General features: G+C 63.0%; 11 protein-coding genes. 4 read left to right on the top strand and 7 right to left on the bottom strand.

Translation table 11 applies throughout. The annotated features are described in order from the left end of the window. Positions 1-67: 67 nt before the first annotated feature. A complete protein-coding gene (locus tag ACN0X9_RS12270) occupies positions 68-880 on the bottom strand; it encodes an ABC transporter permease (protein WP_417487866.1) in 813 nt (270 codons plus the stop codon). Between the two features lie 204 nt (positions 881-1,084). Here ACN0X9_RS12270 and ACN0X9_RS12275 point away from each other — a divergent pair, with 204 nt between their 5' ends. Next, positions 1,085-1,618 carry a GcrA family cell cycle regulator gene (locus tag ACN0X9_RS12275; protein WP_417487867.1) on the top strand — a complete coding sequence of 178 codons (534 nt, stop codon included), beginning with the start codon at positions 1,085-1,087 and terminating at the stop codon, positions 1,616-1,618. A 98-nt stretch (positions 1,619-1,716) separates the two neighbouring features. Here the strand turns inward: ACN0X9_RS12275 and phoB are convergent, their stop codons facing one another. The 6 genes from phoB to ACN0X9_RS12305 all read right to left on the bottom strand — a co-directional run bounded on the left by phoB (position 1,717) and on the right by ACN0X9_RS12305 (position 8,929). Then, positions 1,717-2,406: a phosphate regulon transcriptional regulator PhoB gene (gene phoB, locus ACN0X9_RS12280; RefSeq protein ID WP_417487868.1), complete on the bottom strand. Its 690-nt coding sequence runs from the start codon at positions 2,404-2,406 to the stop codon at positions 1,717-1,719. Positions 2,407-2,438: 32 nt separating this feature from the next. Beyond that, on the bottom strand, positions 2,439-3,122 hold the full coding sequence (gene phoU, locus ACN0X9_RS12285) for a phosphate signaling complex protein PhoU (RefSeq protein WP_417487869.1): 684 nt from the start codon (positions 3,120-3,122) through the stop codon (positions 2,439-2,441). A gap of 31 nt (positions 3,123-3,153) precedes the next feature. After that, complete coding sequence (gene pstB / locus ACN0X9_RS12290; RefSeq protein ID WP_417487870.1) at positions 3,154-3,945, bottom strand: phosphate ABC transporter ATP-binding protein PstB; 792 nt, start codon at positions 3,943-3,945, stop codon at positions 3,154-3,156. A gap of 4 nt (positions 3,946-3,949) precedes the next feature. Beyond that, a complete protein-coding gene (gene pstA, locus ACN0X9_RS12295) occupies positions 3,950-5,692 on the bottom strand; it encodes a phosphate ABC transporter permease PstA (protein WP_417487871.1) in 1,743 nt (580 codons plus the stop codon). Next, the gene (pstC, locus tag ACN0X9_RS12300) at positions 5,685-7,385 is read right to left on the bottom strand and encodes a phosphate ABC transporter permease subunit PstC (protein ID WP_417487872.1); all 1,701 of its coding nucleotides are present in this window, start codon (positions 7,383-7,385) and stop codon (positions 5,685-5,687) included. The genes pstA and pstC overlap by 8 nt, the downstream gene beginning before the upstream one ends. Positions 7,386-7,531: 146 nt before the next feature. Continuing rightward, complete coding sequence (locus ACN0X9_RS12305; RefSeq protein WP_417487873.1) at positions 7,532-8,929, bottom strand: ATP-binding protein; 1,398 nt, start codon at positions 8,927-8,929, stop codon at positions 7,532-7,534. A 273-nt stretch (positions 8,930-9,202) separates the two neighbouring features. Between ACN0X9_RS12305 and ACN0X9_RS12310 the strand changes: the two genes are divergently transcribed. Genes ACN0X9_RS12310 through ACN0X9_RS12320 form a run of 3 tightly spaced genes read left to right on the top strand, consistent with a single transcriptional unit; the run spans position 9,203 to position 15,137 of the window. Continuing rightward, positions 9,203-10,618, top strand: a complete 1,416-nt coding sequence (locus ACN0X9_RS12310; protein WP_417487874.1) for an efflux transporter outer membrane subunit — start codon at positions 9,203-9,205, stop codon at positions 10,616-10,618. 2 nt (positions 10,619-10,620) lie between these two features. Then, on the top strand, positions 10,621-11,889 hold the full coding sequence (locus ACN0X9_RS12315) for an efflux RND transporter periplasmic adaptor subunit (protein ID WP_417487875.1): 1,269 nt from the start codon (positions 10,621-10,623) through the stop codon (positions 11,887-11,889). 29 nt (positions 11,890-11,918) lie between these two features. After that, positions 11,919-15,137, top strand: a complete 3,219-nt coding sequence (locus tag ACN0X9_RS12320; protein WP_417487876.1) for an efflux RND transporter permease subunit — start codon at positions 11,919-11,921, stop codon at positions 15,135-15,137. Positions 15,138-15,150: the final 13 nt, after the last annotated feature.

Consider the following 15,150-nt stretch of genomic DNA (forward strand, 5'->3'; position numbering starts at 1 on the left):
GATTGCCTGAATGGCGTGTCCGGCCCTGTCTCGATGCGGGCCTTTCCTCTCCTCTAGGCCGGGCCGATCAGCTCTTCAAGCGCCAGCCTGCATGCAACAGCGCATAGCTGAGAGCGCCAAGTGCAAGGTTGATCACTCCGAGCAGGATGACCCCGATCATCAGGTTGCCATCCGCATGGCCGGTGAACCCATAACGGAAGCCATCGATCATATAGAAGAAGGGGTTGAAATGGCTGATGGTTGCCAGTGGACCGGGCAGATTGGTGATCGAGTAGAACGTCCCCGACAGGAAGGTCAGCGGCGTGATCACGAATGTGGTGACGGCTGCCATGTGGTCGAATTTCTCGGCCCACAATCCTCCGATAACGCCGATCATCGACAGCATCGCCGCCGCGCTCAGACCGAAATACGCCACCGCCCACCAGTGGGCCGGCATCATGTTCATGAAGGGAATGAGCGTTACCGCCGTCACCGCCGCCACCAATACGCCACGGGTCATGGCTCCGGCCACAAAGGCAATGAACAGCTCGAGCGCGGATAGCGGCGGCATCAGGAAGTCGACCGTATTGCCCTGGACCTTGGACACCAGGATTGAAGACCCTGAATTGGCAAAGGCGTTGTTCAACAGCCCCATCAGGATCAGGCCTGGTGCCAGGAACTCTGCAAAGGGAATTCCGCCGACATCGCCGCGCCGGGCACCGATCGCGACAGTAAAGACGGTCATGTAAAGCAGCGTCGTTGCGACCGGAGCGAGCACGGTTTGCATGCCGACCTTGAGGAATCGTCGAACTTCCTTCTTGTACAGAGTCCAAAGCCCCAAGCCGTTGAAAAGTCCGAAACTTTTGGGCTGTGGAAAATCAGTTAAGCGAGCGTTACTCATATCGAATTACCCTTAATTTCCCGGTAACCATCTTCGTTAACGATTGGTCGTGCAAGTGAGCTTTCCACAGGTATGACCATAACCCCATCTTGTGGCGGTGGTTCGTGTTGCTACAATATCTAGTGTAATTAAACATGCATTGAGCAATGCGCGGTTTACCATCATCAAGGTAGGCAAGCGCATCCCAAACGGGAGACTAGGGCGATGGCTTGGACTGACGAACGCGTAGAAGAACTCAAGAAACTCTGGTCGGAAGGCCTGAGCGCGAGTCAGATTGCGAAACAGCTCGGTGGTGTGACCCGCAATGCCGTGATTGGCAAGGTGCACCGCCTCGGTTTGTCAGGTCGCGCGACGCCGTCGCGTCCGGCCCGCCGGGCCACGAAGCCTTCCCGTCCGCGCACACCAACGGCTACCACCGCGCCGGCGGCCCGCACCGTTGCGCGCCCCTCCCCCTCAGCGCCCCCGGCTGCTACGCCGGCGCCGGTGGAGCCAGCCGTTCTTCCGTCCGGTGAATTTGCCACCGTGCTGACGCTTCGCGAAAGCATGTGCAAATGGCCGATCGGCGATCCGTCCCAGTCCGAATTCCGCTTCTGCGGTCGCAAGACGGATACCGGTGCAGCCTATTGCAACGCGCATTCCGACATGGCCTACCAGCCGAGCCAGAAACGCCGCCGTCGCACATCTGACGCCAACGCCGCGCTTGACGCCATCGCCGCCACGCGCCGCTTCAATTTCTGACCCGACCCCTCACCCAGGTACCGGGACAGACAATGGCCGCCTCGTTCTCGAGGCGGCCGTTTTTTTGCGGGTAAAGCTGAACCCCTGCGGGGAGCGATCTAGGCGTTCACGTCGAACGCATACCCGGCCGAGCGAACAGTCCGGATCGGGTCGCGCTCTTCCTTGTTGTTGAGCGCCTTGCGCAGCCGACCGACATGAACGTCGACCGTGCGGGCCTCGACATAGACGTCCGAACCCCAGACCGCGTCCAGCAATTGCTCGCGCGAGAAGACCCGCCCCGGATGCTGCATCAGATAGTCCAGCAGACGAAACTCGGTTGGTCCGAGATGGATCTCGCGATCGGCCCGTTTCACGCGATGCGCGACCCGGTCCATGGTGATGTCGCCGGCCTCGATCGCATCCTCTGCCAGCCCCGGCCGGATCCGGCGCAAGACGGCTCGGATGCGGGCAAACAGCTCGGTCATCGAGAAAGGCTTCACGACGTAGTCGTCAGCACCGGTATCGAGACCGCGCACGCGATCGGTCTCCTCACCGCGCGCCGTGAGCATGATGATCGGGACATTGGCCGTATCCTGGCGACCACGCAGGCGGCGGCAAACCTCGATGCCGGAGACTTTCGGCAGCATCCAGTCAACCAGGACCAGATCCGGCGTCGCCTCCTCGGCCTGCATCAGGGCATCTTCACCGTCACGAGCAACCGCGACTGAATAGCCTTCCTTCTCCAGATTGTACTGAAGCAGGGTGGCCAGGGCATCTTCGTCTTCTACGACAAGAACATGGGCTTTCATCGACCGGCTCCGGATATCGATTGCGGGCGTTGTCAGGCCTGGCCGTCTTCGACCAGAGGCGAGGCCGTGACCATGAAGTGGACGGCTTCGGCAATATTGGTGGCGTGATCGCCGATACGTTCGAGATTCTTGGCGACGAACAGGATGTGCACACCCGGACCGACCAGGCCTGAATCCTCGGTCATCGACATCAGCATTTCGCGGACCAGCGTATTGTAGCGCTCGTCCACTTCGTCATCAGAGTGCCAGACCCGCACGGCGGGCTCGACATCGGCCGAGGACAGGGCGTCCAGCACTTCACGCAACTGCTTGATCACGATGGCACCGAGTCGCTCGACCTGCTGGGTCAGCGCGACCGGTGCATAGTCGGCCAGATCGCCGGCCCGGTAGGCGATATTCTTGGCCAGATCCCCGACCCGCTCGAGGTCGGTGGCGACTTTGAGGGCGGAAATGGTCATGCGCAGATCGGTTGCCAGCGGTTGGCGCAGGGCGAACAGGCGCAGGACACGCTTTTCGACTTCAACCTGCAGCGCGTTGACCTGGGCTTCACGCGCCTTGATGTCCGGCTTGACGCTCGCGTCGCGCCGAACCACGGCCGCAATGGCCTTTTCCAGCTGCGTTTCGACCAGGCCACCCATCCGGGCGAGATCGTCCGCCAGCTGGTCCAGCTCTTCGCCATAGGCGGTGACAATGTGTGACGTTCTGGAAAGCGCCATTGCTGGCCCTCCTCTCGATGGAAACCCCGGCCTAGCCGAAGCGTCCTGTGATGTAGTCCTGCGTGCGGGTGTCGCGCGGATTGGTGAAGATGTCCTCGGTCGGCCCGTATTCGACCAGGTGGCCCATATGGAAGAAGGCCGTGTGCTGGGAGACCCGGGCCGCCTGCTGCATCGAATGCGTGACAATGATGATGCAGTAATTCTCGCGAAGTTCGTCGATCAGCTCTTCAATCCGTGCCGTCGCGATCGGGTCGAGGGCCGAGCACGGCTCGTCCATCAGGATCACTTCCGGATTGACCGCGATGGCACGAGCAATGACGAGGCGTTGCTGCTGGCCGCCCGACAGGCCGGTACCGGGATGGTTGAGGCGATCGGAAACCTCGTCCCACAGCCCCGCCTTGCGCAGCGCGCTCTCGACGATTTCGTCCAGTTCCGGCCGCGTCAGGGCGAGGCCGTGTATGCGGGGACCGTAGGCGACATTGTCGTAGATCGACTTGGGAAAGGGGTTGGGTTTCTGGAACACCATGCCGACGCTGGCTCGCAACACCACCGGATCGATCGTCTTGTCATTGATTTCCTGGCCGTCAATCGTCAGCGAACCGCCAACGACGGCGCCGTCGATCGTGTCATTCATCCGGTTGAGGCAGCGCAGGAAGGTCGACTTGCCGCAGCCCGACGGGCCGATGAAGGCCGTGACCGAGCGGTCCGGAATGTCGATCGACACATCATGCAGAGCCTGCTTGCCGGAATAACTCACCGTCACCTTGCGCGCGGTGACCTTGATCGGCAGATCGGGTGTGGGGTTGAGAGGGGTATCGGTCATGAAACTACCATCTCCGCTCGAAGCGACGGCGCAGATAGATGGCCAGGGCATTGAACCCGATCATCAGCGCGAGAAGAACCAGGATTGCGGCACCGGTCCGTGCCTGGAAGGCACGCTCGGCACCATCCGACCACAGGAAGACCTGGACCGGCATGACGGTGGCGGGCTGGGTGAAACCCTCCAGCCCCAGCGTCGGGGCATCGGCGATGAAGGCGACCATGCCGATCATCAGCAGCGGCGCCGTTTCGCCCAGCGCCTGGGCGAGGCCGATGATGGCACCGGTCAGGATGCCCGGGGCAGCGAGCGGCAGGACGTGATGGAATACGGTCTGGGTCCGCGAAGCTCCGACCGCCAGCGCCGCCTGCCGGATCGACTGGGGCACCGCTTGCAGCGCGGCACGGGTAGCGATGATCACGGTCGGCAGGGTCATCAAGGAGAGCACCAGGCCGCCGACCAGGGGCGCCGAACGCGGCAGGCCGAATGCGTTGATAAAAACCGCCAGACCCAGCAGGCCGAACACAATCGACGGTACCGCCGCGAGGTTGTTGATATTGACCTCGATCAGCGCCGTGAACCGGTTTTTCGGCGCGTACTCTTCCAGATAGAGCGCCGTGAACACACCGATCGGGACCGAGATCATGATGGTGATGATCATGGTCAGGATCGAGCCGTAGAGCGCGCCCTTGACGCCGGCGAGCTCGGGCTCACGGCTGTCGGCATTGGCGAAAAGATAGGTATTGAACACTGACTGGATGGCGCCGCGCGCCTCCAGCGCCCGCGTCCACACGATGAGTTGATCTGACACCCGGCGGCGTTCAGCCGGTGTATCGATCACGTAAAGCGCCCACGCTTCCGCCGCCTCCAGTCCGCCACTGCCCAGCAGGTAGCGCCCCGTGGCCGTTGCGCCGTCACGGGCCAGGCTCGTCAGCAATACAGCGCGGTCATCAGCCTCGACGATAATGCTCGGCAGACTGCCATCCAGCTCGATCGGGCCGGCGCCCGCGTCCAGGGTCGCGCGGATTTCCCCGGCCTGACGGCGGTTGGTCTGCGCGTTGTAGAGCATATCCTCGGCCTCGGCACCGGACAGGCCATTGGCGCGTTGCTCCAACGCATCGGCCTCGACTTCAAGCACCGTGGCCCGCGCCCGCAGGGTACGGGTCACATCGGCCGCCATGTCCCGAAAGTCTGTTGCGCTGGATCGCACGACTACATCACCGTCTTCTTCGGTGAGGGTCAGAGATCCATTGGCCGCCAGGGTACGGTCATCAACCAATTGCCCCTTCAGATAGAGATCCAGATCATCAGCCAGCGGCATGGTGAAGTCATGCTGCGTTCCAATCAGGGTCGGGTCATCGAGCACATCATCCATCAGCCGGGTGGCATTGAGTGCGGTGTAGAGGCTGAACAGGTTGCGCAGGTCGCGGCGCGCCTGGACCTCGGGGAACTCCGCCCGCATGGCGGTTTGCAGGATCCGGCTGTAACTGCCCCGGCGCAGCGATTCCTCGCTGCCATCGCCCATCGGGTCGACAGCCTCGCGTTCGAGGTCGACCGTCAGCGCCAGCTCGTGCGCAGTGAAGGCCGGCAGGCCACCGGATACGATCGAGCTGAGCAGGATAATCAGGATGCCAACCGCCGCCGCGACAGCGCCCAGCCCGGCCGCACGAAAGCGCAGCTCGGCACGGTAGCGCGCGCCCAGATTTTTGCGGACCGCGGTCCGGATCGGCGAGATGTCGGGCTTATCAGTCATATTTTTCCCGGTATCGTTGCACGACGCGCAGGGCGATGACGTTCATCACCAGAGTGATGACAAAGAGAACCAGACCCAGCGCGAAGGCGGACAGGGTTTTCGGACTGTCGAACTCCTGGTCGCCGGTCAGCAACATCACGATCTGGACCGTGATCGTGGTGACCGATTCCAGCGGGTTTGCGGTGAGATTGGCGCCCTGGCCGGCGGCCATGACGACGATCATCGTTTCACCCACGGCGCGCGACACGGCCAGCAGGATGGCCCCGACAATGCCCGGCAGCGCGGCCGGCATGATCACCCGGCCGATGGTTTCCGACTTGGTGGCGCCCATGGCGTAGGACCCGTCACGCAGCGATTGGGGCACCGAATTGATGACATCGTCACTGAGCGACGAAATGAACGGGATGATCATGACGCCCATGACCAGTCCGGCCGACAGGGCGCTCTGCGTGACCACATCCTCGAACCCGATCATCGCGAAAAATCCGCGGATCGCCGGACCGACGGTCAACAGGGCGAAGAAGCCGTAGACCACCGTCGGAACGCCAGCGAGGATTTCCAGCACAGGCTTGGCGGTCAGGCGGAAACGCGGACCGGCATATTCGGACAGGTAGATTGCCGACAGCAATCCGATCGGGACCGCGACGATCATCGCAATGAAGGTAATCATCGCAGTGCCTGCGAACAGGGGCACGGCACCAAATGCGCCTGACTGTCCGACCTGATCCGCGCGCAGGGCGATCTGCGGCGACCACTGCAGCCCGAACAGGAATTCGGTCAGCGGCACGGTTGAGAAAAAGCGGATGCTCTCGAACAGCAGCGAGAACACGATACCGACCGTCGTCATGATCGCGATCACTGACGACAGGAACAGCATGGCCGTGACCAGGTTTTCGACATGGTTGCGGGCGCGAAAGCTTGCTGTGACCTGTCCGCGTGTGCGGATCAGGCCGCCAATCGCCAGAGCAAGCGCCAGACCCGCAGCCAGTCGGCGCAGCTGGGTATCGTGATGAGCGACGACCTGGGCAGCGGCATCAAGCTCGGCACTGGCGCGGCTGGCCAGACCATCGTCCGCGATGCGCCGCGCATCGGACAGGAAGAGCTGCCGGCGTTCGCGCGGCGCGTGGACCAGCTCGAAACCAGCCAGGGCCCGAATGTTGGCGCCATCTGCGGCAGCCATTTCGGCGACACTGTCACGCAGTGCAGTCCGACGGCTGAGGCGAGCCTCCTCGGCTGTGGCAATCTGATTGACTAGGTCGGTCTGCTCGACACCGAGTACTTCCAGTCGCGCCGGGTCGCGATCCACTCCGTCAGCACCGCGCAGGGTGGCGATCTCATCCTGCGTCGCTTCTGCACGCTCGCGCAGGACAGCCAGCGCGTCGACCAGCTCGCCATGCCGTTGATCCGCCTCAAGGGCGCTTTCAAAACTGGCAGAGAGCTCAAGGGCCTCATGACGAAGTTCAGCGGCAGTGAGACGATCGACAAGCGTCGACCCGAACATGCCAAACGCCGCCAGCATCACAAAGGCCGGAAGACCGGTCCATATCGCGATGTAATAGCCGTGATAGTTCGGCAGCGAATGCAGCCCGGCTGTGGCGCCGGAAACAGCCGAAATCGCCCGTGAACGGCCGACATAAAAGCCGCCGGCCAGCATCACGATGATCGCAAGGGCGACGATGGCGATAATGGACATGCAATTCCCCTCGGCTCGCCGATGGTGGCCCGGACCGGTGCGTCCCGACTGGTCTTGTACGCGGGATGCGGGCCCCGTTTATGACAGCTTGGCTACAGTTTTGTGACAACGCCCTGCCTGCCCGCAAACTATTTTCCAGACACCACTCAAACCACTGTCTTGGCTTGCATTTCTGACTGTATCTTCGGCGTCGGGAAAAACACGCTGAACACGGATCCAGCGTCAGGTCGGCTCTCGACGGTGAAGCCGCCGCGGTGCCGGTTGACGATATGCTTGACGATGGCCAGGCCGAGACCAGTGCCTTCACGCGGCCCGCTCTTCTGGCCATCGACCCGATAGAAGCGTTCGGCCAGACGCGGCAGGTTGCGGCGCTCAATCCCCTTGCCGCCATCCCGGATGCGCACGGCGGCGAAGCGGTCGCCGGCCTCCGAAACAGGCGCAGCCAAGGTCAGGCGACTCGCCCCGTCACCGAGGATCAGGCCGGGGCGCTCGGCCTGGTCGCGCGTCAGTTCGCTGGTCAGGCTGACCACGACCCGGGACCCGGCCGCCGAGTACTTGATGGCGTTCTCGACTAGATTCATGATCACTTCGAGCAATTGATCGCGATCGCCGACCACTTCCGCCGGAGCGACCTCAAGCTTCAGCTCGATCGACTTCTCGGTGATCTGGGGCCGCAGCACGTCGACAACATCATCGATGATCGCCGCCATATCGGCGCAGCCACCCGGCCGGACATGTTCATCCATCTCGACGCGCGACAGGGAAAGCAGGTCATTGATCAGGCGCTGCATCCGTTCAGTCTGGTCGAACATGATGGCCAGAAACCGCTCGCGCGCTTCAGGGTCATCCTTGGCATGCCCGCGCAGCGTTTCGATAAAGCCGGCGAGCGACGCCAGCGGCGTGCGCAATTCATGGCTGGCATTGGCGAGGAAGTCGGCCCGCATGCGATCAGCGCGTTTGATCGACGTCTCATCGGACAGCACGAGCATTGCGCGCCAGGGCAGTGACGGGTCCTCTTCGCTTGCGAGCGGGGCGACGAAGGCACGGACATGACTCTCGACAGGCGCCATCATCGAGTATTCGACAGGGTCGACGGTCTGGCCGCGTAGTGCCGCGCTGACGGCTTCCAGCACCTGGGGCTGGCGGAGTACCGCGGACAGGTGCCCCGTCACCGATCCGAGACCGAGCATGGCACGTGCCGCCGGATTGGCGATTTCTATGCGCCCGCCGCCGCCGACCAGCAGGACCGGGATCGGCAGGTTGTCCAGCATGATCTTCGCCCGGGCCTTGGTAAGGCCCTCCGCGTCATCGGCGTCGCGAACCGGAATCGCCTCCGGGGTCGGATTCAATGTTGTGCTGATTGTCAGATAGTAGAACGTGGACAGCGCGCCGATTGTCGCGATGGCCACGACCGTCTCCAGCGAGCCAAGCTCGTTGAACAGCCAGAACAGCACCAACACCATGCAACCGATCGATGCCACCGCGGCTGTGTCGCGGCGGCGAATGCGACTGTGGGGTGCCTCGGAGTCCTTTTTATTGCTCAAGTTTTAGTCGCCTTCGCGCCCGCATTGCGTCATGTAACCGCCCATTCGGGCTGATTTCCCTGTCGCCTGCAGGCCTTCTATCCCGATTTGCATCCAAATGACGAGCCTGCGGCATCAAACTTGTGTGCGCAGGCCAATGACATCACGAATTTCGAGAGAGTTTTCATGCCATTCGCTATGCATTTAGTGTTTTTCGATAAAAAAATGTTGACTTTCGCTATGCCCTTTCTAGGATGCAAATCCAATCGAGAACAAAACGTGCAGGAACCCCGCATGGCAAAACGTTTGTTAGTAGTCGCCACCGCGCTGGCCACCGCCTCCTGCAGCACCCTGCAGGCCTTCGATACGCGGGAGTTCAGCACCGAGGGCACATTGCCATCCGCACCGGTTGCCTGGTCGGCCGGCACGGGCGAAGCCGGCGCCGAGCTGGCTCGCGACTGGGTCGCCTCCATGCAGGATGAGCAACTCACAGCGCTCATCGATGAAGCCTTTGCCGACAATCCCAGCCTGGCGCAGTCACTCGCCCGGTTCCACGGCGCGCAGGCGGCAGCCCGGGTAAGCGGCGCTCGCTACATGCCGCAGCTCGACGCCAGCACCAGCTATCAGCGCACCCAGCCAAATGTCGGTTCCGGCTCTGACAGCTTCGGCCTGGGGCTGTCCGCGTCCTGGGAAACCGATTTGTGGGGCGCCCTGCGCGACAACGCACAGGCCAGCCAACTTGATGCCGAGGCCGCCGCGGAAGACCTGCGCGCTGCCCAGCTGTCGATTGCCGGCCTGGTCGCCAAGGGATGGTTCTCCCTGATCGAAGCCCGGCTGCAGACCGAACTTGCGGAACGCGATTTGGCGACGCGCCAGAGCTCACTTGATCTCACCGAGCGGCGCTTCGCCCGCGGGCTGGTCCGCAGCTCCGACGTGCGGACCGCACGCAGCGCCCTGTCGTCCTCGGAAGCCGCGCTGGCATCCCGGCAACGCGCCGAGGCGGCATCGGCCCGCAGCCTGGAAACACTGCTCGGTCGCTACCCGTCTGCGTCCCTGACCCCGGCGTCTGATTTCCCTGTTTTTGATGCACTCGGCGGCCTCGGCTCACCCGTGGACCTGCTCACCCGCCGCCCTGATGTCCGCGCTGCGGAAGATCGCCTCGACGCGGCCGGCCTGCAGTCGCAAGCTGCCGCCAAGGCCCTCATCCCGAGCCTGTCCCTGCGCGGATCGTCCGGAACAGGCGGGATCGACGTGGCCGACATGTTCGACCTCGATACGCTGGTCTCCAGCCTGACCGCCTCGCTGGTCGCTCCGATCTTTGATGGCGGGAGCCTGCTGGCCCAGCGCGATCAGGTTTATGCCAACGCCGAGGGGCTGGTTGCCAGCTATGTCGCAACCGTGCTGACGGCCTGGCAGGAAGCCGAAAATGCCATCCACGGCGACGCCATTCTCGCCCAGCGGGTCGAGAGCCTGCGCGAGGCCTATGAAGAAGCCGCGGCGGCGGAAGACCTTGTCATTCGCGAATATGCCCGCGGCGTATCCACCATCTTTGAATTGCTGACCGCGCAATCGCGCCGGATCAGCGCTGAAAGCCAATACATTTCGGCGCGTCGCGAACGGGCGACCAACCGCGTCGACCTTTACCTCGCCCTCGCCGGCGATTTCTCCGCGGCCCAGTCCGCAGACCCGGCCGCGCAGACAGGAGAATAATCATGGGTAGTTTCTTGGGACGTTTCTTGATCTTCGCCATCGTTGGCGTTGTCGGTGTCGGCATAATCGCCATGCTGTTTGCTTCCCAGCAACAGCCGGAGCGGGCCAATGCGGCACCACGGCCGGTCGCGGTCTTCGTTGACGAGGCCCGCCTGGATACCATTGCGCTCCAGGTCACCTCGCAGGGCGAGGCACGTCCGCGCACCCAGATCAACCTGGTGCCACAAGTGGCCGGTCGCATCACCTTCGTGAACCCCGACTTCATCGAGGGCGGATTCTTCGAGGCCGGTGAGACCCTGGTCCAGATCGACGATGCCGATTACCGGCTGGCCGTAACCCGGGCCTCCGCCCAGGTGGCCCAGGCGCAGCAAGCGCTCGCCCGGGAACAGGCCGAATCCGAGCTCGCGGCCAGTGAATGGGCCGAACTGGGTGACGGCGAAGCGTCATCGCTCACCCTGCGCGAACCCCAACTGGCAGAAGCCCGCGCTCAACTTGCCGCGGCCAATGCCAGCCTGCAGTCAGCCCGTCTGGACCTGCAGCGCACCCGCATCTCGGCACCGTTCAGCGGCCGCGTCCGCACCAAGAATGCCGGCCTCGGCCAGTATGTCTCCCCGGGCGCCCAGCTGGGCACGGTGTTCTCGACCGACGCCATTCTTGTCCGTCTGCCGCTGACCGACCATGAACTTGGCCTGCTGGGTATTCCGATCGCCTACGATGCGGCCGGTGGCGAAGGCATGCCGGTCCAGCTGAGTGCCACCCTGGCGGGCAGGTCCCACACTTGGCAGGGCCGCATCACGCGGACCGACAGCGCCATCGACCCGCAGACCCGCGTGCTCTACGCGATCGCGGAAGTGGCTGACCCGTACGGGAATGGCGCCGAGAACGGCACGCCCCTCGCCGTCGGCCTGTTCGTGACGGCCAGCATCACGGGTCGGGATGTTGAAAACGCCTACATTCTCCCCCGCTCAGCCCTGCGCGGCCAGAACAGTGTCTACGTCGCCGAAGAGGGCGGAACACTGTCGGTAAGGACGGTCGAGGTTATCGACTCCAACGCCGAACGGGTTGTGGTGTCTTCCGGTGTCCGCGGCGGCGAGATGGTTGTGACATCGCCAATCCGTGGCGCCAGCGATGGCATGCGCATCCAGACATTCGACGCGGCCGGCGAAATGATCGCCGCCTACTCCGCGACCTATGATGACGAACCGGCTGAAGGCCTGGCTGAAACCGAGACCGGCGACGCCGACAGCGAAGCTGTCGCGAGCAACGGTTAAGCGTCCAGCTGCGAGGAAGGAAAACGGCAATGACCGACCCGAACACCACTCATGAAGAGGCCCCGCGGGGCGGTATTGTCGGCTGGTGGGCGCGCAACTCCGTTGCCGCCAACCTGGTCATGATCATCGCCGTGCTCGGCGGATATCTTGGCTATCAGTCACTGAACCGGGAAGTCTTTCCGACCGTGTCCGTGAATGGCGCCAGCGTCTCGGTGGCCTGGCCCGGAGCGTCTCCGCAGGAGGTCGAAGAACAGATCATTGTCCGGATCGAGGAAGCCCTGTCCGACATGGACGGCATCGAGACGATCACCTCGACAGCCCGCGAAGGTGGCGGAAACATCAATATCGAGGGCAAGCGCTCGGTCGATGTGGGTGAGTTCATCGACGCCATCAAGCTCGAGGTCGACTCGGTCAACAACCTGCCGCAATCAGCCTTCCGGCCGGTGGTGACTCCATGGCGGTCCCAGGACCAGGTCGTTGGATTCGCCGTTCATGGCAGCGCTGACCGTCGTGACCTGCAGGCGATTGCCCGTGAGATCCGCGACGAGGTGGCCCAACTCCCGGGTGCCTCGATCGTCAACATGTGGGCGACGCGCGGTGAGGAAGTCTCAATCGAGGTTTCCGAAGAAAACCTGCGCCGCTACGACCTCACCTTCGACGAAATCGTCCGGGCCGTCCGGGCCACCTCGCTGAACGCCTCGGCCGGCAGTGTCCGTACCGAGCTGGGCGATGTGAACATCACCTCACGCCAACTCGCCGACACCGCGCCGGAATTCGAAGACATCATCATCCGTCAGACATCGGATGGTGGCACGCTGCGCGTTCGCGATGTCGCCCAGGTCACCGACGGCTTTGTCGATTTCAATCTCGAGGCCACCTATAACGGCGAACCGATGGTACTTGTGGTGGTCGAGACCTCGCCCAATATCGACGTGGTCGACACCTCACAACAGGTCCGCGACTATATCGAGCGCAAGCGCGCCGAACTGCCCGACGGCACCCACCTGTCGCTGTGGTGGGACAATTCGGAAATGTACACCGGCCGCATGGAAACCATCGCCAGCTCGGCCCTGTTCGGCGGCATCCTGGTCCTCATCGTCCTCTTCCTGTTCCTGCGCCCCATCGTCGCTTTCTGGGTCACGGTCGGCATTTTCGTCGCCTTTGGCGGTGCCTTCCTGATCCTGCCGATGCTCGGCGTGACGCTGAACATGCTGTCGCTGTTCGCCTTCCTGTTGGTGATCGGCATCGTGGTCGATGACGCCATCGTGGTCGGAGAAAACATCCATGACAGGGTGGAACGCGGCGAGCCGGGACTGACCGCCTCGATCGTGGGAACACAGATGGTCGCCAAGCCGGTCATCTTCGCCGTCATCACCACCATCATGATGTTCTCGCCGTGGATGCTTCTTACCGGGCCCGAGGTACAGTTCACCCGGCAGATTTCGCTGGTGGTGATTGCCGCCCTGGCGTTCTCGCTGGTCGAATCCCTGCTGATCCTGCCGGCCCACCTCTCCCACCTCAAACCGCAGTCGAACACCGGCTTCTTCGGACCGTTGATCGCAGTGCAGCGGGCAATCGCGGGCACGCTCCTGAGCTTCGCCCGTGGCATCTACCGCCCAATGGCCAAGGCCTGTATCCGCAATCGCTACGCCACTTTCTTTGGCTTCTTCCTGATCTTCGTTGCGTCCATCGCCCTGATGATGACCAATCGGGTCGGGTCGGTCTTCATGCCGCAGATCGAGAACGAGACCATCCAGACCTCGATCACCCTCGCCGAGGGAACGCCGTGGAACCGGACCGAGCAGGTGCGCCAGCAGCTCGACCGGGCCCAGGACGAAGCCCTGCAATACTATCGCGGCGAGTATCCGGGTGAGATCGACATGATCGAAAGCCGGTCCACGCTGGCAACCGACGGCCGTATCCGCGCCTGGATCACCCTGGCCGATCCGGAAGTCCGCCCCGGCGGCCTGCCAACCGCAGAGGTCGCTGCACAGATCCGCGAGTATCTGGGCCCGATCCCGGATGCCGAGGAAATCCGTCTCGACTCGACCATCAATGACGGTGGCAATTCCATGAATTTCGCCCTGTCCGGTCAAAATCTCGACGAGTTGCGTGCCGCGGCTGACGACCTGAAGGCCCAGCTGCGCAGCTATGACACGCTCTATGACGTGGTCGACTCGATGCAGACCTCGACCGAGGAATTGCAGGTCCGCCTGCGTCCGAACGCCCAGGCGCTCGGCCTGACCTTGGTTGATGTCACCAATCAGGTCCGCCAGGCGTTTTACGGCGTCGAAGCCCAACGCCTGCCGCGCGATGGCCAGGATGTGCGGGTCATGCTCCGCATGGACGAAGAGTCACGGCGTTCGCTGGACACGTTCCGCGACATCCGCATCCGCACGGCCGACGGTCGTGAAGTGCCGCTGGACACGGTTGCTGAAGCCGACTTCGCGCCGGGCCTGAACCGCATCAACCGCCGCAATGGCATGCGGACAATCACGGTCAGCGCGGAACTGTCGGACCCGGCCGCCCGCGGGGACATCAACACCAGCCTCGGCGAGGATTACTGGGACACGTTTGAAGCCCGCTTCCCGCATGTATCACGCGACGAAATCGGGCAGGCCGAAGGCCAGCGTGAGTTCATGGCTGAAGTCCAGATCCTTCTGCTCTTCGCCCTGATCTCGATGTACCTGTTGCTGGCGATCGCCTTCCGCAGCTACTTCCAGCCGATCGTGATCATGATCGCCATCCCGTTCTCGCTGACCGGCGCCATTTTCGGACATTACCTGTTCGGCATGCCAATCGCCCTGTTCTCCTACTTCGGAGTGGGCGCCGCGGCTGGCGTTGTGATCAACGACAACCTGGTGCTGATCGATTTCGTCAACCGGCTCCGCTCAAACGGCGTCGGGGCCTTCCAGGCGCTGGTCGATGCCGGTGTCCAGCGTTTCCGTCCGATCCTGCTGACCTCGGTCACCACCTTCCTCGGGATTTTCCCGATGATGGCCGAGCGCTCGACCCAGGCGGAATTTCTGAAACCGATGGTCGTCGCCTTGGGCTTCGCCGTCATCTTCGCCCTGTTCCTGACCCTGCTGCTGGTTCCGGCCATGTATGCGATCGGGGTCGACATCGCCCGCTTCTTCCGGATGTTGTGGACAGGCAAGAAGCAGCCATCGCTGGGCGAGCATTATGCCGACACCGACTTCGCCCATGGCGAACAGGCCGGACATCTCGACCAAACACCTGCCGAATAATTGGCGCCCGAAC

The sequence above is a fragment of the Maricaulis sp. genome, from assembly GCF_048268525.1.
In the GTDB taxonomy this organism is placed as follows: domain Bacteria; phylum Pseudomonadota; class Alphaproteobacteria; order Caulobacterales; family Maricaulaceae; genus Maricaulis.